Annotated in this window: 21 protein-coding genes and 2 tRNA genes; 16 read left to right on the plus strand and 7 right to left on the minus strand. The window is 55.3% G+C overall.

All coding sequences use genetic code 11. From position 1 onward, the window contains the following. The first annotated feature begins 66 nt into the window (after positions 1 to 66). The 11 genes from uppS to rnhB all read left to right on the plus strand — a co-directional run bounded on the left by uppS (position 67) and on the right by rnhB (position 11,481). Positions 67 to 846: a polyprenyl diphosphate synthase gene (gene uppS / locus ACUN9X_RS09060; RefSeq protein ID WP_260035015.1), complete on the plus strand. Its 780-nt coding sequence runs from the start codon at positions 67 to 69 to the stop codon at positions 844 to 846. Between the two features lie 25 nt (positions 847 to 871). Further along, positions 872 to 1,714 (plus strand): phosphatidate cytidylyltransferase, encoded by an 843-nt coding sequence (locus tag ACUN9X_RS09065; RefSeq protein ID WP_445472852.1) that lies wholly within the window; start codon positions 872 to 874, stop codon positions 1,712 to 1,714. Then, positions 1,711 to 2,934 (plus strand): 1-deoxy-D-xylulose-5-phosphate reductoisomerase, encoded by a 1,224-nt coding sequence (ispC, locus tag ACUN9X_RS09070; protein ID WP_445472853.1) that lies wholly within the window; start codon positions 1,711 to 1,713, stop codon positions 2,932 to 2,934. Before ACUN9X_RS09065 ends, ispC begins: the two co-directional genes overlap by 4 nt. Positions 2,935 to 2,983: 49 nt before the next feature. After that, positions 2,984 to 4,333, plus strand: a complete 1,350-nt coding sequence (gene rseP, locus ACUN9X_RS09075) for an RIP metalloprotease RseP (protein WP_445472854.1) — start codon at positions 2,984 to 2,986, stop codon at positions 4,331 to 4,333. 44 nt (positions 4,334 to 4,377) lie between these two features. Then, entirely contained in the window at positions 4,378 to 6,696 is a 2,319-nt protein-coding gene (gene bamA, locus ACUN9X_RS09080; protein ID WP_445472855.1) for an outer membrane protein assembly factor BamA, read from the plus strand. A gap of 69 nt (positions 6,697 to 6,765) precedes the next feature. Next, the gene (locus ACUN9X_RS09085; protein ID WP_445472856.1) at positions 6,766 to 7,260 is read left to right on the plus strand and encodes an OmpH family outer membrane protein; all 495 of its coding nucleotides are present in this window, start codon (positions 6,766 to 6,768) and stop codon (positions 7,258 to 7,260) included. Positions 7,261 to 7,309: 49 nt separating this feature from the next. Next, the gene (gene lpxD / locus ACUN9X_RS09090; RefSeq protein ID WP_445472857.1) at positions 7,310 to 8,329 is read left to right on the plus strand and encodes a UDP-3-O-(3-hydroxymyristoyl)glucosamine N-acyltransferase; all 1,020 of its coding nucleotides are present in this window, start codon (positions 7,310 to 7,312) and stop codon (positions 8,327 to 8,329) included. Between the two features lie 22 nt (positions 8,330 to 8,351). Beyond that, entirely contained in the window at positions 8,352 to 8,789 is a 438-nt protein-coding gene (gene fabZ, locus ACUN9X_RS09095) for a 3-hydroxyacyl-ACP dehydratase FabZ (RefSeq protein WP_260035022.1), read from the plus strand. Beyond that, positions 8,789 to 9,580 (plus strand): acyl-ACP--UDP-N-acetylglucosamine O-acyltransferase, encoded by a 792-nt coding sequence (gene lpxA / locus ACUN9X_RS09100; protein ID WP_445472858.1) that lies wholly within the window; start codon positions 8,789 to 8,791, stop codon positions 9,578 to 9,580. The genes fabZ and lpxA overlap by 1 nt, the downstream gene beginning before the upstream one ends. Positions 9,581 to 9,662: 82 nt before the next feature. Then, complete coding sequence (gene lpxB / locus ACUN9X_RS09105) at positions 9,663 to 10,826, plus strand: lipid-A-disaccharide synthase (protein ID WP_445473203.1); 1,164 nt, start codon at positions 9,663 to 9,665, stop codon at positions 10,824 to 10,826. After that, positions 10,816 to 11,481: a ribonuclease HII gene (gene rnhB, locus ACUN9X_RS09110; RefSeq protein ID WP_445472859.1), complete on the plus strand. Its 666-nt coding sequence runs from the start codon at positions 10,816 to 10,818 to the stop codon at positions 11,479 to 11,481. Before lpxB ends, rnhB begins: the two co-directional genes overlap by 11 nt. Here the strand turns inward: rnhB and ACUN9X_RS09115 are convergent. Further along, on the minus strand, positions 11,476 to 12,543 hold the full coding sequence (locus tag ACUN9X_RS09115; RefSeq protein WP_445472860.1) for a DUF484 family protein: 1,068 nt from the start codon (positions 12,541 to 12,543) through the stop codon (positions 11,476 to 11,478). The two genes, rnhB and ACUN9X_RS09115, sit on opposite strands and share 6 nt — an antisense overlap. 221 nt (positions 12,544 to 12,764) lie before the next feature. On the opposite strand from ACUN9X_RS09115, the gene ACUN9X_RS09120 reads away from it, so the two are divergent. Together ACUN9X_RS09120 and ACUN9X_RS09125 are read left to right on the plus strand one after the other, a co-directional pair. Beyond that, a tRNA-Met gene (locus tag ACUN9X_RS09120) sits at positions 12,765 to 12,841 on the plus strand. Positions 12,842 to 12,912: 71 nt separating this feature from the next. Beyond that, positions 12,913 to 12,989: transfer RNA gene (locus ACUN9X_RS09125), tRNA-Met, on the plus strand. A gap of 144 nt (positions 12,990 to 13,133) precedes the next feature. Here the strand turns inward: ACUN9X_RS09125 and ACUN9X_RS09130 are convergent. Beyond that, the gene (locus ACUN9X_RS09130; protein WP_445472861.1) at positions 13,134 to 13,649 is read right to left on the minus strand and encodes a GNAT family N-acetyltransferase; all 516 of its coding nucleotides are present in this window, start codon (positions 13,647 to 13,649) and stop codon (positions 13,134 to 13,136) included. Positions 13,650 to 13,784: 135 nt separating this feature from the next. On the opposite strand from ACUN9X_RS09130, the gene ACUN9X_RS09135 reads away from it, so the two are divergent. Continuing rightward, positions 13,785 to 15,017, plus strand: coding sequence for a fibronectin type III domain-containing protein (locus ACUN9X_RS09135; RefSeq protein ID WP_445472862.1), 1,233 nt, complete (start codon positions 13,785 to 13,787; stop codon positions 15,015 to 15,017). A gap of 7 nt (positions 15,018 to 15,024) precedes the next feature. Here ACUN9X_RS09135 and ACUN9X_RS09140 read toward each other — a convergent pair whose 3' ends face one another. The 4 genes from ACUN9X_RS09140 to ACUN9X_RS09155 form a co-directional block, all read right to left on the minus strand. Continuing rightward, a complete protein-coding gene (locus tag ACUN9X_RS09140) occupies positions 15,025 to 17,655 on the minus strand; it encodes a CHASE2 domain-containing protein (RefSeq protein ID WP_445472863.1) in 2,631 nt (876 codons plus the stop codon). 36 nt (positions 17,656 to 17,691) lie between these two features. After that, a complete protein-coding gene (locus tag ACUN9X_RS09145) occupies positions 17,692 to 19,332 on the minus strand; it encodes a FecR domain-containing protein (RefSeq protein ID WP_445472864.1) in 1,641 nt (546 codons plus the stop codon). 31 nt (positions 19,333 to 19,363) lie between these two features. Further along, positions 19,364 to 20,095, minus strand: coding sequence for a response regulator transcription factor (locus tag ACUN9X_RS09150; protein ID WP_260035036.1), 732 nt, complete (start codon positions 20,093 to 20,095; stop codon positions 19,364 to 19,366). 144 nt (positions 20,096 to 20,239) lie between these two features. Then, a complete protein-coding gene (locus tag ACUN9X_RS09155; protein WP_445472865.1) occupies positions 20,240 to 22,438 on the minus strand; it encodes a DNA topoisomerase III in 2,199 nt (732 codons plus the stop codon). Between the two features lie 171 nt (positions 22,439 to 22,609). Between ACUN9X_RS09155 and ACUN9X_RS09160 the strand changes: the two genes are divergently transcribed. Together ACUN9X_RS09160 and ACUN9X_RS09165 are read left to right on the plus strand one after the other, a co-directional pair. Further along, on the plus strand, positions 22,610 to 22,948 hold the full coding sequence (locus ACUN9X_RS09160; RefSeq protein WP_445472866.1) for a BolA family protein: 339 nt from the start codon (positions 22,610 to 22,612) through the stop codon (positions 22,946 to 22,948). 49 nt (positions 22,949 to 22,997) lie between these two features. Further along, complete coding sequence (locus tag ACUN9X_RS09165; protein WP_445472867.1) at positions 22,998 to 23,618, plus strand: L-threonylcarbamoyladenylate synthase; 621 nt, start codon at positions 22,998 to 23,000, stop codon at positions 23,616 to 23,618. A gap of 28 nt (positions 23,619 to 23,646) precedes the next feature. Here ACUN9X_RS09165 and ACUN9X_RS09170 read toward each other — a convergent pair whose 3' ends face one another. Further along, the gene (locus ACUN9X_RS09170) at positions 23,647 to 24,288 is read right to left on the minus strand and encodes a hypothetical protein (RefSeq protein ID WP_445472868.1); all 642 of its coding nucleotides are present in this window, start codon (positions 24,286 to 24,288) and stop codon (positions 23,647 to 23,649) included. Positions 24,289 to 24,315 lie beyond the last annotated feature (27 nt).

The following is a 24,315-nucleotide window of genomic DNA, read 5'->3' on the forward strand; positions in this document are numbered from 1 at the left end:
AGCGGGGGCTGTCAGGGTGTGGGCAAATAAGCACGCTGAAGCCCCCGAGACGTATTAGGGGAAGGCATGACGGAAAGTATATCCGCCAAGATTCCGGTAGCTGCGAGTGCTCGGCCTCGTCATGTCGCTATCATAATGGATGGGAATAACCGCTGGGCGAAGCAGCACTTGCTGGCCGGTGTCGCGGGCCACAAGGCGGGTGTTAATGCCGTTAAGGCGGCAGTTGAAACCTGCGCTCGACAAGGGGTGGAGGTACTGACCCTGTTCGCATTCAGTAGCGAAAACTGGCGCCGTCCGAAAGATGAAGTATCCGCCTTGATGCGTTTGTTTCTGTTGGCGCTGGAGCGTGAGGTCAAAAAGCTGCACCGGAACAATATCCGGCTGCGGATAATCGGTGATCGCAGTGCTTTCAGCCCCAAACTGCAGGAACATATGCAGCGAGCCGAGACCTTGACCGAAAGCAACACCCGCATGACGCTGGTGATTGCAGCAAATTACGGTGGGCAATGGGATATCGCCCAAGCTAGCCGGGTGTTGGCGCAACAGGTAAAAGATGGGCAGTTGCAGCCTGAAGACATCACTGAAGAAAGGCTGCAGGCGCAGCTGTGCATCGGCGAGTTGCCGATGCCTGATCTGATGATCCGGACAGCTGGAGAGCAGCGCATCAGCAATTTCATGCTCTGGCATCTTGCCTATACCGAATTCTATTTTTCAGAAGTGTACTGGCCTGACTTCAATGAAAATGAAATGCTTGCCGCGCTTGAAGCGTATGCCGGTCGTAAGCGCCGGTTTGGCCAGACTGATGATCAGCTGGAACAGCGCGCTGCAATAGGCTCCACGAACTGACAACGATAAAAGAGCGAGCCCCCTTGTGCTCAAGACCCGTGTAATTACCGCATTAATTCTTGCCCCGATTGCGATCGGCTGCATTTTCTTCCTGCCTCCGCTTGGCTTCGCCCTGTTTACCGGCATTATCATTTCGATAGGTGCCTGGGAGTGGGCCAATATGGCCGGTTTGACCCAGCAGGTTGCCCGGGTAGCTTACGCTGCCGTGACCGCGTTGATTCTTTTCTGGCTGCTCCACGCCACTGCGAATTCAGTGTTGATTGGATCGGCCGTATGGTGGTGTGTTGCCTTGCTGCTGGTTCGTTCTTATCCGGCTGGAAGCGCGCTCTGGTCACCGATCGTTGTGCGACTGGTAATGGGGTTGCTGGTGCTGGTACCCGCCTGGGTGGGGCTTAATCATTTGCGCTCCGGTCAATTCCAGTTAGCCAGTCTTGATAATAATCTGCTGCTTTTGCTCTATGTATTTTGCATCGTATGGGTGGCTGATATTGGCGCCTATTTTGCGGGTCGCGCCTTTGGTAAGGCCAAGCTGGCGCCACGGGTCAGTCCGGGCAAATCCTGGGCAGGTGTCTGGGGCGGTTTGGCTGCTGTCATCGCCCTGGCTGTCATTGTGGGACTGGTGATTGGCTGTGATCTGCAGTCCGGAGCCCTGCTGGTGGTAATAAGCGTCGTGACAGGTGCGGTGTCTGTGTTGGGCGATCTTCTGGAAAGCATGCTGAAGCGTTTCAGGGGGATAAAAGACAGCAGTCAGTTGCTGCCCGGGCATGGCGGTATTATGGATCGTATTGACAGTCTCACGGCCGCTATTCCGGTATTTGCCCTTGGTATCACGCTACTGGGATGGCTGCAGGCGAGCGCATTGGCATGACGGGTCCAAGCTCCAGCGCGAACCAATACGCCGGTTCAGGCCGGCGATCAGTTGCCATTCTTGGCGCCACAGGCTCCATAGGTTTGAGCACGCTGGATGTGATTCAGCGGCACCCGGATCGTTTTGAGATATTTGCATTGACGGCCAGCAGTCGAGTCGATGAGATGGTGGCGCTATGCCGCCAACATCGCCCCAAGGTGGCCGTTATGGCCGACGCAGAGGCCGCGGTCACGCTGCGTTCACGACTGCCAGCTGATCTGGGTGTCGAGGTACTCGCGGGGCGAGAAGGTCTCGTTGCTGTTGCTCAGTCGGCGGAGGCCGATACCGTGATGGCGGCAATTGTCGGGGCAGCGGGACTTGAACCTACTCTGGCGGCTGTGCGTGCAGGCAAGCGGGTGTTGCTCGCAAACAAAGAAGCACTGGTGATGTCAGGCGCCTTGTTTATGGACGCTGTGGCGCAATCCGGAGCGGAGCTGCTGCCGATTGACAGCGAGCACAATGCGATATTCCAGTGTTTGCCGCCTGCTCTGGCGCGCGATATGACCGGTGCCGGCGTGCGCCGCATCCTCCTGACCGCATCGGGCGGTCCCTTCAGAAACACAGGCTTGAGCAGCTTGGCTGGCGTAACCCCTGAGCAGGCCTGTGCTCATCCCAACTGGAGCATGGGGCAGAAAATATCTGTCGATTCAGCAACCCTTATGAATAAAGGGCTTGAGCTCATAGAAGCCTGCTGGCTGTTCAATACATCACCCAGCCAGATCGAGGTCCATGTTCATCCCGAAAGTATTATTCATTCAATGGTAGAGTATGTGGACGGTTCGGTGCTTGCCCAGTTGGGAAGCCCCGATATGCGGACGCCGATAGCCAATGGGTTGGCATGGCCGGAACGAATCGATGCCGGCGTTGCCTCGCTCGATTTGTTCGCTTTGGGGCGTTTCCATTTCGAGCGGCCTGATCTTGAGCGGTTTCCCTGCTTGAGGCTGGCGGCAGAAGCCTTTGATCAGGGCGGGACCAGCCCGGCCGTGTTGAACGCGGCAAATGAAGTGGCTGTGGCCGCTTTTCTGAAAGGGCGGCTGCGTTTTACCGACATCCCTGTAATTATTGAAGAAGCATTATCGGCTTTGCCTTCAACGTCTGCCACGGATTTTGACGTGATCTTTGACAAGGATCGTGAATCCCGGGCATTTGCACTGGAACGGATTGGCCGCATGGCGGTCTGATCAAGTTGCTGTCCTGGGTCGTCCTGACTTTTTATTATTCTGGAGTGTCATGCAGTTCATAGAATCGGCTCTCGCACTCATTGTTACGCTGGGCATTCTCGTCACCATTCATGAGTACGGTCATTTTTGGGTGGCCAGAAAGTGCGGTGTGCGTGTGTTACGCTTTTCTGTTGGCTTCGGCAAGCCGATGTTCTCCTGGTATGACCGGAAGGGGACTGAATTTGCTATCGCTGCCATTCCGCTGGGCGGCTACGTCAAAATGCTCGATGAGCGGGAAGGTCCGGTTCCCGAGGACCAGCTTTCCGAAGCATTCACTCAGAAATCCCCAGGCAAACGCATTGCGATTGCCGCCGCTGGGCCTGCTGCCAACTTTATCTTTGCGATATTTGCCTACTGGGTTTTGAGTGTTGTCGGCTTCAGCACGCTTGCTCCGGTGGTTGGGGATATCGAGTCAGACAGTATTGCCGAGCGGATGGGGTTAGAGTCCGGTATGGAAATTCTCGCCATTGATGGTGAGAAAGTGACGGATTGGCGCGATATCGGAGGCTTGTTGCTTGAGCGGGCCGGTGAGTTCGGCCCGATCAACATGTCTCTCAGAAAAGATAATAATGTTGTCGAGCGGCAGGCCGAGTTGAACGGCTGGCGGCTGGACACCGATGAACCCAATCCCATTTCACTGTTTGGCATACAGCCTTACCGGCCGGATGTGCCGTCAGTGCTTGGCGAGATTTTGCCCGGAGGCCGGGCAGAGAGCGCCGGCCTGCAGTCGGGCGACGAAGTGTTGCGGATCAACGGCGAGCCGGTGGATGGCTGGTTTGCCTTGGTCAAGACAGTGCAGGCATCGCCAGGCGTATCCCTTACGCTTGATATCATGCGTGAGGGTCAGCCACGCACGATTACTGTGACGCCGAAACGGCACGAGGCTGATAACGGAGAAGTTATTGGATTGATCGGGGCTGGCGCAGCGCCAATCGAGTGGCCTGAAGGTTTGGTCAGAAAAAACCGTTACGGCGTTTTTGAGGCCATTCCGGAAGCTGTGGGCGAGACGTGGGCTGATACCCGCCTGACACTTGTCGCGATCAAGAAGATGATTACCGGGCTGCTGTCTTTGAATAATCTTAGCGGCCCGATTACCATTGCCCGCGTAGCTGAAGCGAGTGTACGGTCAGGATTCGAGGGCTTTGTTCGTTTTCTGGCCTACCTGAGCGTTAGCCTTGGGGTACTTAACCTGTTGCCAGTACCCGTACTTGATGGTGGTCATATCCTGTTTTACAGCCTCGAGGCGATACGTCGCAAGCCGCTGTCGGAACAGGTTCAGGCCGTTGGATTACGAATTGGTATGGCAATGATTCTTACATTGATGGTGTTTGCTCTTTACAACGACCTGATGCGGTTGTGAGAATTGCCACCTTCCGTACGCGCATAAACAGGCGAATTAACTGAATGAGACGTTCTCTTCTGAGTTTGGCGTTGGGCCTCATCTCGACTGCTGGGGTTCTGCCAACGGCTCTGGCCGACGAATTTGTCGTGTCCGATATTGAAGTGGAAGGACTGCAGCGGGTTTCCGCCGGCACGGTCTTCGGTGCATTTTCCATCGATATAGGTCAGCCTGTTGACGATGTGTCGCTGGCCAGCGCGATAAAAAGCCTGTTCCGAACCGGGTTGTTTACAGATTTGAGTGCCAGTCGTGACGATGACGTGCTGGTTCTGTCTGTAAAGGAGCGCCCTGCCATCAGCTCGATCGACATCGAGGGCAACAAAGCCATCGAGACGGACATGCTGAAAGAGGCGCTGGACAGTGCCGGACTGAAGGAAGGTCAGGTTTTTAAGCGTGCCACGCTGGAACGACTGGAGCTCGAGATTCTTCGGTCCTATGTCGCGCAGGGGCGCTATAGCGCAAGGGTTAAAGCTACGGCTGAGACGCTGCCCCGTAACCGGGTCGCGATAAAGCTCGATATCAAGGAAGGCGAAGTCGCCTCCATTCGTCACATTAATATTATTGGCAACGACGCGTTCGGCGACGAAGAACTTCTCAACCTGTTTGAACTGGAAACATCTGATTGGTGGACGTCCATTACCAGCGCGGATAAATATGCGCGCGAGCGACTTAGCGGCGATCTTGAAAGCCTGCGATCCTGGTATCTGGATCGGGGCTACATTGATTTCAACGTAGAATCCAGCCAGGTTTCGATCTCACCAGACAAGAAAGATGTTTTCATCACCCTCTCCGTAAACGAAGGTCCCCGCTACACCATTTCCGATATTAAGCTGCGCGGCGAGCTGATCCTGCCGGAAGAAGACCTGCGCAAGCTGATCAAAATGGGCCCGGGTGATGTGTTTTCACAGCAACAATTGACCGCTACATCGGAAGCGCTGTCCCGGCGCCTCGGGCGTGAAGGTTACACATTTGCCAATGTAAACGCGGTTCCCGAAACCGCAGACGACAATACGGCGTCCATCACTTTTTATGTTGAGCCAGGCAAAAGGGCATACGTACGCCGGATCAACTTCCGTGGCAACGTATCCTCGCGCGACGAAGTGCTTCGTCAGGAAATGGTCCAGATGGAAGGGGGCGTTGCCTCAACAGATCTGATTGAATACTCCAAGACCAAACTGGAGCGGCTTGGTTTCTTCAAAACCGTCGACGTTGAAACTGTTCGCGTACCCGGTGAAGAAGACCAGATTGACGTTAATTACACCGTAGAAGAGCAGCCAACGGGCAGTCTCTCTGCCTCTGTTGGTTTCTCACAGGTGTCGGGGATTATTCTGGGTGCGAGTGTGTCAGAGAATAATTTCTTTGGCTCAGGCAAGCGGGTATCGGTTGGCGCAAACTTCAGTGATTCAATCAAAAGCGCGAACTTCTCTTATACCAATCCGTACTACACGGTTGACGGTGTGAGCCGTGGTTTCAGCCTGTTTGCCCGCCAGACAGACTTCGAGGAGCAGGATATTTCATCCTTCCTGCTTGATGAGTATGGCGGACGCATGACATTCGGTTATCCGATCGATAGCGTGACCCGCCTGAATTTTGGAGTGGGCTATACCCACACCAAGGTCAAAACGAATCAATTTCCTGCTGTAGAGGTTGAAGACTTCGTTAACGAAGAGGGCAATCGCTTCAACAGTTACTTCCTGACAGGCTCATGGAGCCGGAACACCCTGAACAGGGGCGTGTTGCCGACGCGGGGCTTTAGTCATTCGCTCTCAGTTGATCTGGCTGTTCCCGGCAGTGACCTGACGTACTACAAAATCAATCATCGCACCAATTTCTTCCAGCCGATTAACAATGCTGAGACCTGGGTTTTCAGAGCGAGAACCGATATAGGGTACGGTGACGGGTATGGCGATGCGACGGTGATGCCGTTTTACGAGCATTTCTTTGCTGGTGGTTATGGCTCGGTGCGTGGTTACGAGGCGAACTCTCTTGGGCCTCTTGCCACCAACAACGTGAATGACGTGACAGAACCGGATCCATTCGGCGGCAATCTGCTCACTGAGGGCAGCCTTGAGCTGATCTTCCCTACACCGTTCGCCGGTGACTCTCGCTCTATGAGAACGGCGTTCTTCATCGACGGTGGTCAGGTCTTTGACGTGGATCGCGGTTACGATCCGGCATTGGATGAAATCAGGTTGTCAGCAGGTGTCGGTTTCCAATGGATCACCGCAATCGGGCCGCTGGCATTCAGTTTGGCGAAACCGCTGAACGATAAATCCGGCGATGAAACGCAGGTCTTCCAGTTCTCACTTGGTCAGAGTTTCTGATCACTCGGCGGCTGGCGAGATTTAAGTGCATTATTAACTATAAGACGAAAGTAAGCAGGAGCTCACAACATGATGAAAAAACTGATACTGGCCGTTATGGCAATTGTCATCGCCGCACCCGCTCTGGCGGATACTAATATTGGCGTGGTTGATCTGCGTCGTGCGCTGTTTTCCTCAGATAGCGCCCAGGTGTTCAGTAAGAAGCTCCAGTCCGAGTTTTCTGATGACGAGGCCAAGGTTCGTGATGCTCAGGAAGAAGCACGCAAGCTGAAAGAACGCCTTGAAAAAGACGGTGCTATGATGAATGAAACCGAGCGCAATGAACTGGGTAGCAAGTTCAAAGAAAAGGTTCAGGAATTCAATTACCTGAAGCAGCGCCTGGATTCGTCTGTTAATGGCCGTAAGCAGGCCTTCCTTGAAGAGGCACGCCCAAAAGTAGACGAGGCTGTTAAAGCGCTGCTGAAAGAACATGATCTGGATCTGGTACTGCCTAGCGAAGCGGTGGTTTATTCCAAGCCAGATATGGATCTGACAGAAGAGCTGATCAAAAAGCTGAACAAGTAATCGTTCTGTAACTGTGCGCCAGCCCGATTCAGGCAGGGCGGAGAACTCCATGAAAAGAATATCCCATTCGCTGGGCGATATTGCTCAGGCGCTTGGTGCAACACTTAGGGGCGATGCTGCGACGGAAATTCGCGGTATTGCCACCCTGCAGTCGGCGCAGGAGGGGGATGTTAGTTTCCTCGCAAATCCGTCCTATGCGCGCTACCTGCAGACAACGAAGGCGTCGGCGGTTATTGTTGCTCCGTCCGCCGCTGAGCAGTGTCCGACCAATGTCCTGTTACTTGATAATCCCTATCTCGGCTATGCTCAGCTGAGTCACTGGTTTGATCCTGCGCCCCGAGCGCCAGCGGGCATTCACCCTTCTGCAGTTATCGATGCATCCGCAAAAGTTGCACCGACTGCCTCTGTCGGCCCTAACGTGGTGATCGAGGCGGAAGCGTTGATTGGAGAGAATGTGACAATTGGCGCTGGCAGCGTTATTGGGTCCGGTTGTCGCATTGGTGATGGCTCTACCCTGGATGCGCGAGTAACGCTTTATCACGGGGTTGAGCTGGGCAAGCGCTGTCTGATCCTGAGTGGTGCTGTAATTGGCTCGCTGGGGTTCGGGTTTGCCAACGAGAAAGGCGTCTGGCACCGGATTGCGCAAATCGGCCGGGTCATACTTGGCGATGACGTTGAAGTTGGTGCCAATACGACAATCGATCGCGGCGCGCTGGATGATACGGTCATTGGCAATGGCGTGAAGCTTGATAATCTGGTTCAGATTGCACACAACGTGTCCGTTGGCGATCATACGGCGATGGCGGCGTTTGTTGGTGTGGCAGGCAGCACAACGATCGGGCGACACTGTGTATTCGGGGGAGCGAGCGGAATCTCCGGCCATCTCAAGGTTGGTGACCAGGTCCACCTGACCGGCATGACTATGGTCACCCGTGATTTGCCTGAGCCAGGGGTCTATTCGTCCGGCGTACCAGTGGATACAAACCGAAGGTGGCAAAAAAATGCAGTGCGATTCCGTCAGTTGGATGATTTGGCGAAGCGACTGCGCAAGTTGGATAAAAATGCTTAAACGAGCCTGAGGCCGGTACCTGATGATGTACATCGAAGAAATCATGGAGTTTTTGCCCCACCGCTACCCATTCCTGTTAGTCGACAGGGTTGATGAGGTGGTCAAGGGAGAGACGATTGTAGGCTACAAGAATGTCTCGATAAATGAGGAGTTTTTTCTGGGGCATTTCCCCGGCAAGCCGATCATGCCGGGCGTTTTGATTATTGAAGCCATGGCGCAGTTGTCCGGTATTCTTGGTTTTGTCACTGCGGGCAAGAAACCTTCAGACGGGGTCGTGCATTACCTGGCAGGCTCTAGCAAAGTGCGCTTCAAGCGCCCGGTTGTGCCGGGAGATCAGTTGCGACTGGAGTCACGTTTCGTGACTGATAAACACGGTATCTGGAAGTTTGAGTGCCGGGCACTGGTAGGCTCTGAAGTGGCTTGCGTTGCTGAAATCATGACCGCTGAGAGAGAAGTTTGATGGCATCACAGGTATGGTCGGGAGTCCATCCTCAGGCAATTGTTGATCCTGCTGCCAAGTTGGGTCGGAACGTCACTGTCGGACCCTGGAGTTATGTGGGGCCAGGCGTTGAGATTGGCGATGACACTGAAATACTGTCTCATGTTGTGATCAAGGGGCCGACGGTGATCGGTCGTGGCAACCGCATTTTTCAGTTTTCCAGCGTGGGTGAGGAGTGCCAGGACAAGAAATACGCTGGTGAGCCAACGACGCTCGTCATTGGCGACAATAACGTTATTCGGGAAAACTGCACGATCCATCGCGGTACTGTTCAGGATCAGGGTGAGACACGCATAGGCAACGACAATCTGTTGATGGCTTATGTGCATGTGGCCCACGACTGTGTCATTGGCAACAACACCATTCTTGCAAATTGCGCGACGCTGGCGGGCCATGTTTCAGTGGGTGATTGGGCGATTCTGGGCGGTGGCACAATGGTGCATCAGTTCTGCCATGTGGGCGCCTATAGTATGAGTGCCGGCGGCAGCATCGTGCTGAAGGATATTCCCACCTATGTCATGGCCAGTGGCCAGTCGGCATCGGCGCATGGGTTGAATGTTGAAGGCCTGAAGCGTCGAGGTTATTCCAAAGACGTTATTTCCGAATTACGTCGCGCCTACAAGGTTATCTACCGTCAGGGTCTGACTCTGGTCCAGGCGATTGAGGCGCTTGAAAGAGACTACGCGGACGTAAAAGAAGTCGCACCCCTGATAGCCTCTCTTCGAAATGCCCATCGGGGTATCGTCAGATAGTGACTGGGCAGTGAGTCTTTTAACCAACACCGCATTGGCGGACATAACGGCGACACTTGAACCCGCCGGTGTGGTATCGCCAGTGAGTGACAGGGTACTGACCATCGGCATCGTTGCCGGTGAAGCTTCCGGGGATATACTGGGAGCCGGCCTGGTTCGCTCGCTGCGCAAGCGTTACCCCAATGCCCGTTTTATCGGCATTGGTGGTGAGGAAATGGAAGCGGCCGGCTTTCACTCGCTAGTGCCGATGGACCGCTTGTCGGTTATGGGGCTGGTGGAAGTGCTCGGCCGTATCCGCGAGCTTGTGGCTATCCGCAAACGCGTTCGTTCTTTTTTTCTAACGACCCGCCCCGATGTCTTCATTGGTATTGACTCTCCCGACTTCACCATTGGGCTGGAGCTCCAGCTACGGGAAGCCGGGATAAAAACAGCACACTATGTCAGCCCTTCGGTATGGGCCTGGCGGCGCAAGCGTATTTTCAAGATCGCCCGCGCTGTCGACAAGATGCTGACGCTGTTCCCATTCGAAGCGCGCTTTTATCAAGAGCACGATGTTCCCGTTGCCTTTGTCGGGCACCCTCTGGCGGATGCCGTACCCATGCAGCCGGATACCGATGCTGCACGTGATGCGCTTGGGCTCGACCGGAATCGCACGGTACTGGCGGTTTTACCTGGTAGCCGAGCCGGTGAAGTTTCCCGGCTTGGCATGTTGTTCCTGTCAGCGGCGAGGTGGTTGCAGGAGCGGCAACCAGATCTCCAGTTGGTGATCCCTTGCGTGAATCGCGCCCGACAGAAGCAGCTGAACGAGATGCTTGAAGAGCTCGAGGTGAAGCTGCCTGTAACGTTGGTTCTTGGGCGCTCCCGAGAGGTGATGGCAGCGGCGGATGTGGTGTTGCTGGCCTCTGGTACGGCAACATTAGAGGCGATGCTGCTTAAAAAGCCGATGGTTGTCGGGTACCGCCTGAGTGGGCTGACCTACTATATCGCCACCAAACTGGTGAAAGTGCCTTATGTTTCCTTGCCCAATCTGCTGGCTCAGCGTGAGTTGGTGCCGGAGTTACTACAGGATAACGCGACGCCTGAAGCGCTCGGGCAGGCTGTGTTGGACTGGCTTCAGCCAGATGGAGGTGTTGATTCGCTCCATCAGGCCTTCTGCGAAATACACGACCAGCTGCGTCAAAACGCCAATGAACGTGCCGCTGAGGCGCTGGTGCCACTGATCGAGGCAGCGAATCATGGCGCTTGACCTGACAGGTGCAGCTTTTGAGTGCGCATACAATGGCCCGTTGCTGGCTGGTGTTGACGAGGTGGGGCGTGGCCCATTGGCCGGACCAGTGGTTACCGCCGCGGTGATTCTCGATCCAGAGCGTCCCATTGACGGGTTAATGGATTCCAAAAAGCTTACTGAGAAGCGGCGTGAACGGCTGTTTGAGCTGATCGTGGATCAGGCCCTGTCCTGGAGCCTGGGGCGTTGTGAAGTGGATGAAATTGACGCGCTTAATATCTATCAGGCAACGATGCTGGCAATGGAGCGGGCTGTGAACGGGCTGCACCGGGAGCCCGAATACGTGCTGGTTGACGGCAATCGTTGCCCCCGATGGCAATGGCCAAGCGAACCGGTCGTCAAAGGGGATAGTCGCGTTGCTGCAATAAGCGCCGCATCGATCCTGGCGAAAGTGACCCGGGATCGGGAAATGCAGGCAATGGATGCGTTGTACCCTGGGTATGGTCTTGCGGGGCACAAAGGCTATCCTACACCGGCTCACGTGGACGCTCTGAACACCTTGGGCGTCACGCCTATACATCGACGATCGTTTCGACCTGTCAGTGAGGCACTGGCATCCGTCGGTATTGCGCGTGTTGAAGAGGGCGCATTTCCTGAAGATCTATTCGAGTTATAAAGATGAGTTCTGCGCGGTATTTGCTCGGTCCGGATTACGTTTCATCTCGTACAGGCGTTGGTCGGCCGTTCTGATCAGTTCATCAGGCTTAACATTGTCTTCGGGCTTGATGCAGGCAACGCCGTAACTGAATGAAATAACGATTGCAGCATTCTGAGTATGCAGCGGCGTGCTGCTCAGGGCTTCCTGCATCCTCTGTGCGATCTGCTCTGCGCTGGCTTCCGATTGCCCGGGTAGCAGGGCAACAAATTCGTCACCTGCAAAGCGGAAAAGGCTGTCATCTCTGCGCAAGAAAGATTCAAGTCGTTGCGCCACGTGGACCAGGCAGGCGTCTCCGGTCTCATGGCCCCAGTTGTCGTTAATCTGTTTGAAATCATCCAGATCAAAAAACATAAGCGCCATCGGCAGGCCGTAACGTTTTGATCGCCCCAGTTCCTGCTCAAGCGCTGCTTCCATATCGCGCCGGTTTCTGAGGCCGGTAAGCGGATCGCGTGTTGCGAGCTGGCGGAGTTGTTCGCGCGCCCAGATGCTGGTGAGACCCGCTGATGTTTTTACAGCGAGTTGCTCCAGGAAAAACGATGCCATATCAGCGGTGTAACGCTGCGGGTCGGATGAGCCCAGGATCAGGGCGCCAATGATCCGGTTTTCCATTTCCAGAGGCAGTAGTGCAGTTGATTTTATAGTGTCCCGCAAGTGGCCAGGCGTCAGCTTTTGCAGATGGCCCATGGTGCTGCTGAGTATCGGCGAATGGTTGGTCGCAGTAAGGGCTTTTAGCTCACCTGAGGGGCATAAAAGTCGCTCTGAAAGTGCGCCCTGATCACTCATTAGTGCCATGATGCGTCTGTTTTCTTCAATGTCGATAAAAGCAAACCAGGCATCATCAAGTTGAAATCGATCACGGACCTGTTCGGTGAGTCTGTCTGTAAATTCTGAGAGTTCCGATGCTTTCAGCATGCCAAGCTCAATTTCGAAAAGCTTGAGTGCAATCGCTTCGTTTCGTCGCGCCTGCTGGATCAGGTGCTCAAGGTTCTGGATATCGTTCTTGTTATCGGGCTGCGCCATCATCTTTCCAGTTGCTGTAAAAAAGTATCGCGCTACCTGAATAGCGTGTTACCCGGTATTGCGCAAGTCCGGGAGGCCTAAGAGTACGTAGTCGCCGAAATCTACAGGGTTTTTTGGCGAATCAATTGACAGCTCTCGTCCAACTCCGTATAGTTCGCGCCACTGAGATCAGGGCGGCGACGCAAACATTTGCTCTGGTAGTTATCAGTAACTAGTTTTGATGCGGGGTGGAGCAGTCTGGTAGCTCGTCGGGCTCATAACCCGAAGGTCGTTGGTTCGAATCCAGCCCCCGCTACCATATAGTCATGCGCAAGCGTGAAAGTCTGATAGAAAGCCAGAGTCTTTCAGGCTGAAAGGTAAAAGTTTTGATGCGGGGTGGAGCAGTCTGGTAGCTCGTCGGGCTCATAACCCGAAGGTCGTTGGTTCGAATCCAGCCCCCGCTACCATTATTGAAAAAGCCCGGTCAATTGATCGGGCTTTTTTGCTTTGTGGAATACGTAAAATCAGTGCCTCTTGTGGTGTTCCTGTTCCCATTGCTGAGCCGGTTTCCGTTCGCCCTTTAGGTTTCTATGTATTTCCCTGCTGGGCTTTTAGAGCTGTTTTAACATCAAAAACCGCTGTATACGCACGTCCCTTCGCTCTACCCATTCCTCTCCGCCGCAAGTGAACCCTTGTTGTTCAAAGATTGCCCGGGACACTCGGCTTGCGTGGGCGAGCAGCTCTGGCACTCCGTCGTAAATGGCGTGATTTGTTAAACAATGCAGGAGTTTCGAGGCGATGCCCTGGCGGGCATAGGCAGGATGAGTGTAGAGCATGTTAATCCGGTTGGCGGGTGAGCGCTGGGCAAACCCTGCAATGATTCCGCTGTCCCAGGCTAGTAGGGTTTCGCCTTCCCGAAGCGTACTCGTGACAATTGATTTGTTGTGCGCCCAGGTTTGCCAGGTGTCAATTTCCCGCTGGCTATAGTGGGACGCGCCCAGTTTTTTAACTGACTCAATATATAAGCTAGCCACCTCGTCAGTGTGCTTTTCGGCGATAAAACGGGTGACGGTGATGCTGGTGCTTTTGCGTTGTCCAGGGGCTGGTTTGTCGGGCAGGTTGGGCATGCTGCTGGCTCTTTCTTTTCAGTTGTTAGTCAAAAAAATGGCGAAAAAGTAGCCTATAAAATGACGTAAAACACACCATTTAACATCTTGATCCTCTAAAGTGACCTTGAAACGTCAGTAAATCGGTCACTTATTATGTCATTTAGCACCATAAAATCGTCAAAAGCAGTTGTCGTTGGCGCCTTATTCTCTCTGCTGCTCGCAGGGTGTGGCGGCGGGGGTTCTTCCGACACTGTAGCGGTCGCTGGCAATGCCGGATCAGATGTCGAATCCGGTGGCGCTCAAGGCATTGTACTGAATGGTGGTGCGATCAAAGGTGTTATTCGTGATGGCCAGGTCACAGCATGGCGTCTTGAAAAAGATGACGACACTAACCGGTTTGTGGCTGGAGCGCAGTTGGGTGGCGCGGTACTGACTGATCAGCAGGGACAGTTTCAACTACCTATCAGTGAATCTGCTTCAGGTTGGGTGCTGATTGAGTTGGCTGCCACGAATCAAACCCGAATGACGTGCGATGTGGTGCCCACCTGCATGGCCGGTACGCCGGACGCTGTGGCATTTGGGGAGACTTTCCCGTTGCAGTCCGACTTCCGTTTGCGGGCGGCCATCAATGTGGACCAGTCCCGCGATGTCTATATCACACCATTATCAACGCTTGCGGTAGCGCTGGCAGAGCACTCGGCAGAAGGGCTCAGCGCTGGTCAGCTGGTTCGTGCTTATCAAGAGATGGAATCGTCATTCGGCTTGCGTCCGGGTACGCTGCAGTTGCCGCCGCCGGATCTTGTTCGTTTGAATGGCTTCTCCGGCAGTACAGATGCTATTCAGTTGGCGGTAATTAATGCTGCTTTTCTGGCGATGGTTGACGGTGACAGGTGGCAGTCCATTGAAGAGGTGCTGAGTGCCAGTGAGCAGGCGATTCAGGTAAATGGCCAGCTGTCTGGTGAAGCCAGTGGGCCGTCGGTTGATGATCTGGTTCTTGAGGCGGCGGTGCTGTCTGAAGGTCTTAAAGAGAGTGTTATCGATCCCGGCGCCTTGTCGGCTTTGGCTGATGTCTCCGAGCGCACACAGCAGTTCTATGCCTCGCTTCATGAGGCAGCACCAGAAGCCGCTGTGGCGCGTTTGAGCTGGACGGCTCCGCTGACCCGGATCAATGGCGAAAGCTTGTCTATGGGCGAGCTTAAGGGCTACGAGATCGTGTACGGTCGCAATGCCAATGAGTTGAATCAACGCGTCGTCATCAATGATGCCAGCGTAATGAGCTATACCGTTGATGGGCTGAGTGAGGGAGACTGGTATTTTGCTATTCGCGTGCTGGATACCGAAAATCTATCAAGCCCGTTATCAGCTGTCGTCAGCAAGTCTATCTAGGGACGTGTTATTCGCTATCGCCCAGGCTTGATGAAGGCGTGGGCTCTGACATTGCGAGAGGGTCTGCAATGGGCAGTCTTAGCGTAAAGGCGGACCCTTCTCCCTCGGCGGATACAATTTCAATCTCGCCCCGATGTTTGTCAACTACAACCTTTACAAATGACAGCCCCAGTCCGGCACCGCGGTTGCCCGACAGTTCACTGCTTTTTTGTCTGCGGTAACGGTCAAACAGATGAGGTAGTTCGTGTTTCGCGATACCACTGCCTTCGTCGGTCACGGTCAGGCAGACCTGATGCCCCGCCCTGAATACCTGAATATTAACCGTAGAACCTGAAGGGCTGTATTGAACGGCGTTGGTGAGTAGATTGATGATCGCGCGCTCAAGAAGCTCGGCATTGCCCCTGAGCCAGAAATCCTCAGAGTCATTTAATTCAAGGTGAATCCCTTTCGACAAAGCTTGCTCGCTGACACTGTCCCGGGCGTTTTCCACGACGGATAAGAACTCGCAGTCGTAAAAACGGGTTTCGGTGAGCTGCTCGGCTCGCGCCAGCTGCACAAATTCTTCCGCTAACTGGTAACTGCGGCGGGCGAGGTTGCCGAGCTGTTCCAGCTGGTCCGGACCAATGGATTCGGGGCTGCGTTTGAGTTGGGCAATAAGTGCGAGCTGTGACACCAGTGGCGAACGGACATCGTGGGAGATGAAGTCGATGGCTTCCCGGTGCTGGCGTTGTTGTTCGCGCAGTTCCGAGATGTTGGAGATGTTGGCGATGATGCCGTGCTGGTCGCTGTCGGACATACTGAACGGCGCCAGGTGAATCAGCAGATCGAGGTTTTTGACACGCAGATCGACGGTGCGGGTTTGGCGCAGCGTCAGGGTATCGGCGATAGTATCCTGCCAGGGTGATGACTCGCGTGGGTCGTGGGCGTTAAGGAGGCTGGTCAGCGACATGCCGATAAGGCTCGGCCTGGGTTCGCCAAACCATTCCTCAATATGGCCGTTCACGAACTGAATGGTCGCCAGAGCATCAGTAACGATGACGCCATCCGGCATCCGTTCAAAACCCCGGCCGATAAACTCGCGCATGTCTGTGAGTGTCTCAATGGCCCCGCGTACACGCTCGATCCGGGCGCCGATCATCTCGGTGGTATGGTCTTTTTCGGAATGACTCAATGACACGGGATGATCCAGATTTAGGCGCTGAAGATAGCGTCGGCTGGCTTCACGGGTCAGGCTCTGAGGCAGTATCAGGCCAAGCTCAAATATGCGGTTGCCCCGGGAAATCCGGATCCAGCTTTGATCCCCTGAATGAAACCAGCGCCCGGTATCGGAGAACCGGGGAATATCAGCTGCACTCAGCACTTCCTGCCGGATAATGACGTCGCCCTGGGATAGCCAGCATCCTTCTGCATTGAGGAGTTGGTATAGATCCGCCAGGATTCTCTGGGGTTGCTGGTTTTGAGGTTCGCGGAGCCCGAGTCCGGGATCCCGCCCCAACAAGTCCAGTTGCCGGTTCAGAAAAGTATTCAGCAGTGTCAGGCGCCGAGTGCTCCACAGCGGATAGGCGATCAGCGGAACCAGTAACGCCTCGGATATCGGTACCCATATGTTCAGGTGACGATATAGGAGGTTCGAGAATAACAGCAGTAACGCGCTGGACATCAGGCACACCCATAGAGTGTGGGCAGGCTTTAAGCGTGGCAAGGCGAAGCTGATGAATACAATCGTAATAATGACAAGCAGCAGCGTCTGGTACGGCGGCAGACGCTGAATCAGTCGCTGCTGGGCAATGGCTGAATAGGTATTGGCGTGAAACTCAACTCCCGACATGGGCGTTGCCAGCCCGGACAGTGGTGTCGGTAGCACATCACCGAACCCGGGCGCGGTCGCGCCTATAAAAACCACTTTATCCTTGAAGCGGGACATGTCGGCCTGTCCGTTCAGTATGTCGCTGTAGGAAGTGGTCGGCAGAGCGCCGGCCCTGCCGGAAAGCGGCACAAAAACGTACTGGCTGCGTACGTTCACAAAAGCCGAGGTGTTGCCGTCCGGAATTAAAGGAGTGGGCACGCTGTCACCGGCGAGCCGCGCTGCGGCCAGGGAGATGGCGGGCCACAAGGCATCACCAAGACCGCTGTATAGATAGAGGCCGCGAGCGATCCCATCATTATCGAGCTCGACGTGGGCGTGGCCCAGCGCGCCGGCTGATCGTGTCAGAGGTGGTGTCGGTAATTGCTCTGAAAGCGGCTGATTGGCTGACGAAGGAAAGATATGCACGGGCAAGACGACCTTGCCATTTCGCTGCATGGCGTTGGCCAGGAGGCTGTCGTCGTCACTTTGTTCGCTGAACAGTACATCAAACACGACGACTCGGGCCCTGGCATCGGTAAGCTTGTCGATCAACTCGGCGTGCAGCTTTCGAGGCCACGGCCAGCGTCCCAGCTCTCGCAGGCTTTTTTCGTCAACAGCCACAAGCTCAAGGTCAGGAGACGGAGAGGCTGGGGAGCCCAGTGTCAGGGTGTCGTAAATCCATAGATCAACGCGCTGGGGAATGCCGGCGGCATTCAGCGCAAAAATAATCAGAATAAGGGGGAGGGCCAGTTTCCAGGCTGTTTGCGTGACTCGAAGCCATTCCCTGAACATGAATATCGCTTATAGCAGTCCGCAAACAGAGGCGGATCAGTTAACAAAAAGCTCCCTGCCAGATCCCCAACGACCATTAATGGGCCCATCAGAAAGCGCTTTTAAGCGCACAAAATACCGTCTTCCGGGAATGAGGCGCAAGGCCGCTGTGGTATCGGTGACGTTTGCTTCCTTGATGATGTTTTGAAAAGCAGGGTCTTCAGAGAGTTGTAATTGATATTTGTCTGCCTTGGCGACACGTTGCCAGAAGATGCGCACCTGGCTATCCACGTAGTTTACGTTAATGATCTTCGCAGGCTCCAACGTACCGTTAATAATGAGTTTTCTGGCGGTTGAGGTGGCTTTCGAGTCACCTCCGGCAAGTGTTACGACACGCCAGAAATATTCGCCCGGGGATAGCGCGCGGGTAAGAATGGCGTTGCTATCGGGGGCCCATTCGCTGGATGCGACGAGGTTGGAAAAATCATCAGAGTCTGAAATTTCAACACGGCCCAGTTCGTTGTCGCCGGTGTATGCCCAGCTAAAGTCGGGGACATCGTCGTCAATCTTGTCATCTGCCGCCGGTGCAACCAAGTTGGCAGCTTTAGCCTGTTGCTGCAGCTTGATTGTCTGTTCACTGGGCATGCCAGAGATACCGCTGGCGCCGATCGCGGCGAGTTTGATGTCGTATTTGCCGTTGTCCAGATGCTTGAGTGTCAGTTCGGGGTTCACGGACTGTTCGCGGGCCACCCAGCGCCCGGAAGCGCTGTCATATATATCGAGCTGATAGCGGCTGGCCCCGGCAACGGGCTGCCATTTAATGTCGAGCGGCAGGCGGCTGGCGTTCGCCGGCAAGGGTGCCATTTCAGGCGCAGCAGGAAGCTTGCGGATATCCACAGCGCTTTGCGTACCCTTGCCCGCGGTGGCGCTGTAACCGGCAGGTACTGGCAAAGTGCGGCCTGGTGGGCCAAAAGCCACTTTGCCCTCGGTCACCTGCAGTTGTGTTATGCCTTTTCCGGTCTGGAGCTTGAAAGCGGTTCCCCGAACGGCTGCAATGGCAGAGGGCGTATCGATTTCAAAGCGGGAACCATTTTCAGTCAGTGCTTCGACATCGGCTTCAAGGCTACCGCGCTCGAGGCGCATCAGAGTATCGACCATGCCCGTTTTGCCGTATCGGGTCAGGCGATTGAAGATGAGGTGGCTATCCTGCCCCATGCGGATCAGTGAGCCATTGGCCAATTGAATCACCGCACTGCCGGATTGGGTGGACACTTCGTCGCCGGCCCTGATTTGCATTTGTGGCTTGAGTGTTCGGCGCTTGCCGCTGACGCCTTCAAGGTGCTGCGCTGAACCGGTCACAGCAAGTGCGACAGCGGGTTCTGGCTGCTTTTCCAGCCAATTAAGAGGAATGCGGATCGACTCGCCTGGCATTACAGCTGAAGGGTCACCAATGCTGTTGTACCGGGTGAGCGAGGCGAGAGTGTGCCCGTTGCCCAGCAGTCGCTTTGAAATCTGGCCGAGAGTTTCATCCGGTCTCAGGGTATAAGTCCAGTCGGCTGTGCGGGTCCCGGTAGCCTGCAGATAGGATCCGGTTGATGATCCCTGGGCGACAGGTAACTCTGCATGAAGTGCAGCAGGGAGGCACAAAGCCAGAGCTAAAACTGCGTGCAATGGCAGTGAATACAATACCTTTAACATATACCGGTTGAGTCCGAACTGATGAGCATGATTAATCTGAGTGCGTAATATCGTCAGATACCGCGTCTTCTGAAGGCTGCTCATCCATGGTTTCAAGCCGGTATCCGCGTTGATAAATGGTTTTGATCCGGAAACCGTTTTCCGGTTTAACGCCGAGGCGCCGTCTCAGGCGGCTCATGTGCGTGTCGACCGTGCGGGTATTAATATCCCGGGTGACGCCCCAAACACGCTCGAGCAACATTTCGCGGGTCAGCAGACGGCCCTGGTTCTGAAACAGGAAAAGCGTGAGGTCAAAATCCTTGTCCGTCAGCGTTAGCAGCTCGTTCCGCAGGTGGATCGTGCGCGATTTGGTATCGATTCTGAAATGGCCGTATTCGAGCACCGGCCGATCAACATCAGGCTGAGTGCGACGGGCCAGCGCGCTGATGCGGGCGAGCAGTTCAGCCGGTCGGGCCGGTTTTGACAGGTAGTCGTCGGCACCGGCATCGAGTGCCTGGACGATGTCCTGTTCGCTGTCCCGTTGGGTGAGAAAGATCACCGGGATGGGCCAGTTCAATTGGGCGCGTACGTGGCGCAGCACTTCAATGCCGGATGAATCCGGAATCTGCCAGTCAAGGATCAGCAAATCATAACTGCGGTGGGTGACGGCACTGAGGAACGACTGACCGGTTTGAAAGCTCTCGCAGCTATGCTGGTTGTCGCTTAGCAGAGTGACAATATTCCGGGCCTGTTCCGGCTCATCTTCCAGTAACGCAATTCGCATTCAAGTTTCTCCTGCGGGTAGGCAAGGCGCCAGTCTAGCCGACATTCTGACAAAATGACGCAGCCTGTTCAGTGTCATTATGTTGCGTATGGTTAACGAAGCACTGCGTTCGACACAATGTCGGTGAGCATTGGGCCTGGGCGCTCAGTGCGGCCGGCCAGGCTTGCCGTTATCGTCACTTACTGTTTGTCGGCAGCCAGGATAATTACTGCAGCCCCAGAACCAGCCTTTTTTGCCGTTTCTGCGCACAAGCGGAGAATAGCAGGCGGGGCAGGGGACCGGCGCTTGCTCGGCTCCGTCACCTTGCTTGTTGTCGTTTTCGATGGCCCGGGTACCCTTGCAGTCAGGGTAGCGCGTGCAGGCCCAGAATGCGCCGTAAGGACCTTCCCGGCTGCGCATCGGCGCACGGCAACGGGGGCAGTGAATACCGTTGCTGTCCGGGCTGGCTGTAAACGGCTGGGACGGCGTTGTGTTGTTTGTTGCCGGATCTTGCGTCTCTTGACTGCGCAATGGCTGTGCAGCGTTGACTGAAGCTATGAGATCGGTGATCTGTGATTGCACGGATGCCAGAAAGGCACGGGGGTCGGCTTCGCCACGGCGGATACCTTCCAGTGTGGCTTCCCAGATGGCGGTCATATCCGGCTGGGCGACGTTCGCAGGCAATGCCTCGATCAGATCATGGCCTTTAGCTGTCGCTTTGATGTGCCGCCCTTCCCGAACCAGAAACTCCCGGCGGAACAGGGTTTCCAGAATACTGGCTCGCGTGGCTTCGGTGCCCAGTCCGTCGGTCTCGCGCAGCGTCTTGCGCAATTCCGCATCTGCTACAAAGCGCGCAATGTTGGTCATGGCGGACAACAGTGTGCCGTCGGTGAAATGGCTGGGTGGCTGGGTCTGCCGGTCTTTGATGGCAGTATGCTTACATGTAACGGCGGCGCCGCTCTCAAGGCGAGGCAGCGGACGGGCCGATTTTTCCTGAGTTTCTTTTTTGCGTGGCTCGAGTACTTTCCAGCCCTGCCTCACCACCCCGGTTTCACTGGCTCTGAAGGCATGGCTGGCGATGGTCAGGTCCAGCCGACCTTCACGATGGATGGCATCGTCATAGAACTGCATCAGGTAGTAACGGCTGATCAGCTCGTAGATCTGGTGCTCGGCCCTTGACAGGTTCCCGGACGGACGCCGACGCGCAGTGGGAATAATGGCATGGTGCGCATCCACTTTGCTGTCGTCCCAGGCACGGGAGTGGCGCTGAAAGTCGGCCTGTGCGGCAGCAGGCGCCAGCGTTGGGGCGACGGTTGCCAGTGCAGCGACCACCTCTTTGCGCTGGGCAAAGTGCTCTACCGGCAGGTAGCGGCAATCGGAACGCGGGTAGGTGATTAACTGGTGTTTCTCGTACAGGTTCTGGGCGATATCCAGTACCTGTTTGGCGCTGAGCCCGTGTAGCCGGCCTGCTTCAATTTGCAGAGCGGACAGGGACAGCGGCAGAGGCGCTGCTTCGTCCCGCTCCCGGAAACGGGCGTCGGTAATGGCGCCCTGCTGGTTTTTGACCGCATCGGCGACTGACTCTGCTGTCGCGCGATCCAGTACCCGGCTTTCATCATCCATTTTGTCGCTGAAACGATCGTCAGGCCGCCAACGTGCAGTGAATTCGGTGGTTTCACCATCCACTCCGGCGCAGGTGATCGTCAGGCTGTAAAACGGTTTGGGAGTGAATTCCGCTATGGTTTTATCGCGCTCGACCACCAGGCCGAGCACCGGTGTCTGCACCCTGCCAACAGAGTAAACGCCTTGCCCGCCGAGCTGACGGTAGCGGAGGGTATAGGCACGGGTCAGGTTGATGCCGTAGAGCCAGTCGGCCCGCTGGCGGGCGAGCGCCGAATGGGATAGTTGCCGGAAGGCGCGGTTATCCTGCAGTTGGGAGAGTGATCGGGCAACGGCCGCAGGCGTCAGGTCGTTGATCAGCAATCGTTCCACCGGAAGCTTTACCTTGAAGTAGCGCAAGACTTCATCGACAAGCAGTTGGCCTTCTCGGTCAGGGTCGCCGGCATGCACGATGCTCTCGGCCTTGCCCAGAAGCGATCCCAGTACGTCGAGTTGAGTTTTGACGCTGTCCTTGGGGGTCAGGGCCCAGGGTGCGGGAACCATGGGTAGATCAGCCAGCCGCCATTGTTGCCAGCCGGGGTTGTAATGCGCAGGTTCGGCAGGCTCGAGCAGGTGGCCAATGCACCAACTCACGTAGACAGCGTCGCCACATTGCAGCCAGCCGGAACCCTTGGTTACAGGGCCGGGTAGTGCGGCGGCGATGGCGCGGCCGAGGCTGGGTTTTTCGGCGATAAACAAACGCATGATCAAAATGGTTCCACAACAGCAGGCGTTGGAAGATGGCGAAGGGGCGGCAGACTGTCAAGGGGGGCGATGAAACCCCGCGCGCGCACTGATGTAGCTCCGTGATGGAACTCTCTGTTAATGCTGTATAATAAACACAATGCCGAAACAAACCGGGATGGGAGATCTATAATGTCTGAGGTACAGATGCCCGTAAAAGCGGCTATCGAATCCAAGTTGGGTGCTGCTTATCAGAGCGAACTGCTTGCGGTAGAAAACGAAAGCCACAAGCACAGCGTGCCGCCCAATTCCGAGACTCACTTCAAGGTGACGCTCGTATCGGGCCAGTTTGAGGGTGAAAACAAGGTTAAGCGTCATCAGGCGATCTACAAAGTACTGAATGACGAGATACAGGGGGGCGTTCATGCCCTTGCGCTGCACCTCTATACGCCGGATGAATGGCAAGCGCGCCAGGCTGTTGCGCCGTCGTCACCCAACTGTATGGGTGGTTCGAAACACGACCACGCCTGAGCTTAACGCGGATCCCGTTTTCATTGACCCATTTCAGTAGGGATTATCTATGAGTCAGTTTTTCCAGATTCACCCCGAGACGCCGCAATTGAGGCTGATCAAACAGGCGGTCGATATTCTGCGCAAAGGCGGGGTTATCGTTTACCCCACTGATTCGGCCTACGCGATTGGCTGTCAGTTGGAAGACAAACAGGCAACTGATCGCATCAAGCGTATTCGCCGCCTGGATGACAAGCACAATTTTACACTGATGTGTCGGGATCTTTCGGACATCGGCCAGTATGCCAAGGTCGATAACACCCAGTACCGTTTGCTCAAGAATTTCACTCCCGGTGCTTACACCTTCATTTTGGATGCCACCACGGAAGTGCCGCGGCGGCTGCTTCATCCGAAGCGCCGGACCATCGGTTTGCGGGTTCCTGATAACGCGATCGTTCAGGCGTTGCTGGCGGAATTGGGTGAGCCGATCATGAGCAGTACGCTGATTTTGCCGGGCGATGACGAGCCGATGACGGATCCCTACGATATCCGCGAGACCCTTGAGCACGAGCTGGACTTGATTATTGATGGCGGTTTCTGCGGACTTGAGGCAACAACCGTGGTCAATTTCTGCGGTGATGCACCCGAAGTGACCCGAGTAGGTAAGGGTGATCCTGCGCCGTTTCAGTGATGCAGCGTAAACTCGCGTTGGTGGGCGCTTACGCCCGGGCGTTCAGATTAAAAGCGTACTGTGGGCTCATGCCGGCAGCTGCCATCTGTTCCGCGTTGACAGTCTGACGCAGGCTGTCATAGCGGTGAACCAGATCCTGAAGGCCATTGAATTGCTGATTCTCGCTCACCATCTGATCAAGCAAAGAGTTACTGACCCCATAAGCCTGATTCAGTCGTAGCGCGGTATCCACAAACGCGACTGTAGGCTCATTCACGCTCAACCGGTTAAACGCCTCGCGGAAAGCCTTGTTGTTATTGAGGTCTTTCTCGATCTGGGTACGTGTGTTTTCCGGCATCAAGGCTTGTAGCTTAACCTCGCCGGTTGTGTGCTTTTCGACGCTGATCCGCGTTGCCGGATTCAAACTGTACTCGGCAAGTTTGTGCCGCAGTGTTTCCCGTACGAAGGCATGATCCTGCCCCACGTTCTGTTTGTACTGGTTAACCGTCAAGCGGGCAGAGGGCTTGCGTTCCTGGCCACCATTGAGGGTCACGCTGTCGTCATTCGAAGCCGTCTCGGTAGCGGCCGCAGCCTTGCTACTACTGGTCGCAGCAGCCTGACGGCTGGCGCGATTTTCGGTGGCTTGTTGGAAGCTGGCGCTGGCTTTGGCCAGTGATGCGAGCAATGACATGATGCTGATCCTGCGGTTCCGAAGCGG

The organism is Marinobacter sp. V032 (assembly GCF_052645435.1).

What these genes read in the sequence shown, in the direction of transcription:
- uppS (WP_260035015.1), top strand. Translation starts at nt 67, where the DNA reads ATGACGGAAAGTATATCCGCCAAGATTCCGGTAGCTGCGAGTGCTCGG.
- ispC (WP_445472853.1), top strand. Translation starts at nt 1,711, where the DNA reads ATGACGGGTCCAAGCTCCAGCGCGAACCAATACGCCGGTTCAGGCCGG.
- rseP (WP_445472854.1), top strand. Translation starts at nt 2,984, where the DNA reads ATGCAGTTCATAGAATCGGCTCTCGCACTCATTGTTACGCTGGGCATT.
- bamA (WP_445472855.1), top strand. Translation starts at nt 4,378, where the DNA reads ATGAGACGTTCTCTTCTGAGTTTGGCGTTGGGCCTCATCTCGACTGCT.
- ACUN9X_RS09085 (WP_445472856.1), top strand. Translation starts at nt 6,766, where the DNA reads ATGATGAAAAAACTGATACTGGCCGTTATGGCAATTGTCATCGCCGCA.
- lpxD (WP_445472857.1), top strand. Translation starts at nt 7,310, where the DNA reads ATGAAAAGAATATCCCATTCGCTGGGCGATATTGCTCAGGCGCTTGGT.
- fabZ (WP_260035022.1), top strand. Translation starts at nt 8,352, where the DNA reads ATGATGTACATCGAAGAAATCATGGAGTTTTTGCCCCACCGCTACCCA.
- lpxA (WP_445472858.1), top strand. Translation starts at nt 8,789, where the DNA reads ATGGCATCACAGGTATGGTCGGGAGTCCATCCTCAGGCAATTGTTGAT.
- rnhB (WP_445472859.1), top strand. Translation starts at nt 10,816, where the DNA reads ATGGCGCTTGACCTGACAGGTGCAGCTTTTGAGTGCGCATACAATGGC.
- ACUN9X_RS09115 (WP_445472860.1), bottom strand. Translation starts at nt 12,543, where the DNA reads ATGGCGCAGCCCGATAACAAGAACGATATCCAGAACCTTGAGCACCTG.
- ACUN9X_RS09130 (WP_445472861.1), bottom strand. Translation starts at nt 13,649, where the DNA reads ATGCCCAACCTGCCCGACAAACCAGCCCCTGGACAACGCAAAAGCACC.
- ACUN9X_RS09135 (WP_445472862.1), top strand. Translation starts at nt 13,785, where the DNA reads ATGTCATTTAGCACCATAAAATCGTCAAAAGCAGTTGTCGTTGGCGCC.
- ACUN9X_RS09140 (WP_445472863.1), bottom strand. Translation starts at nt 17,655, where the DNA reads ATGTTCAGGGAATGGCTTCGAGTCACGCAAACAGCCTGGAAACTGGCC.
- ACUN9X_RS09145 (WP_445472864.1), bottom strand. Translation starts at nt 19,332, where the DNA reads ATGTTAAAGGTATTGTATTCACTGCCATTGCACGCAGTTTTAGCTCTG.
- ACUN9X_RS09150 (WP_260035036.1), bottom strand. Translation starts at nt 20,095, where the DNA reads ATGCGAATTGCGTTACTGGAAGATGAGCCGGAACAGGCCCGGAATATT.
- ACUN9X_RS09155 (WP_445472865.1), bottom strand. Translation starts at nt 22,438, where the DNA reads ATGCGTTTGTTTATCGCCGAAAAACCCAGCCTCGGCCGCGCCATCGCC.
- ACUN9X_RS09160 (WP_445472866.1), top strand. Translation starts at nt 22,610, where the DNA reads ATGTCTGAGGTACAGATGCCCGTAAAAGCGGCTATCGAATCCAAGTTG.
- ACUN9X_RS09165 (WP_445472867.1), top strand. Translation starts at nt 22,998, where the DNA reads ATGAGTCAGTTTTTCCAGATTCACCCCGAGACGCCGCAATTGAGGCTG.
- ACUN9X_RS09170 (WP_445472868.1), bottom strand. Translation starts at nt 24,288, where the DNA reads ATGTCATTGCTCGCATCACTGGCCAAAGCCAGCGCCAGCTTCCAACAA.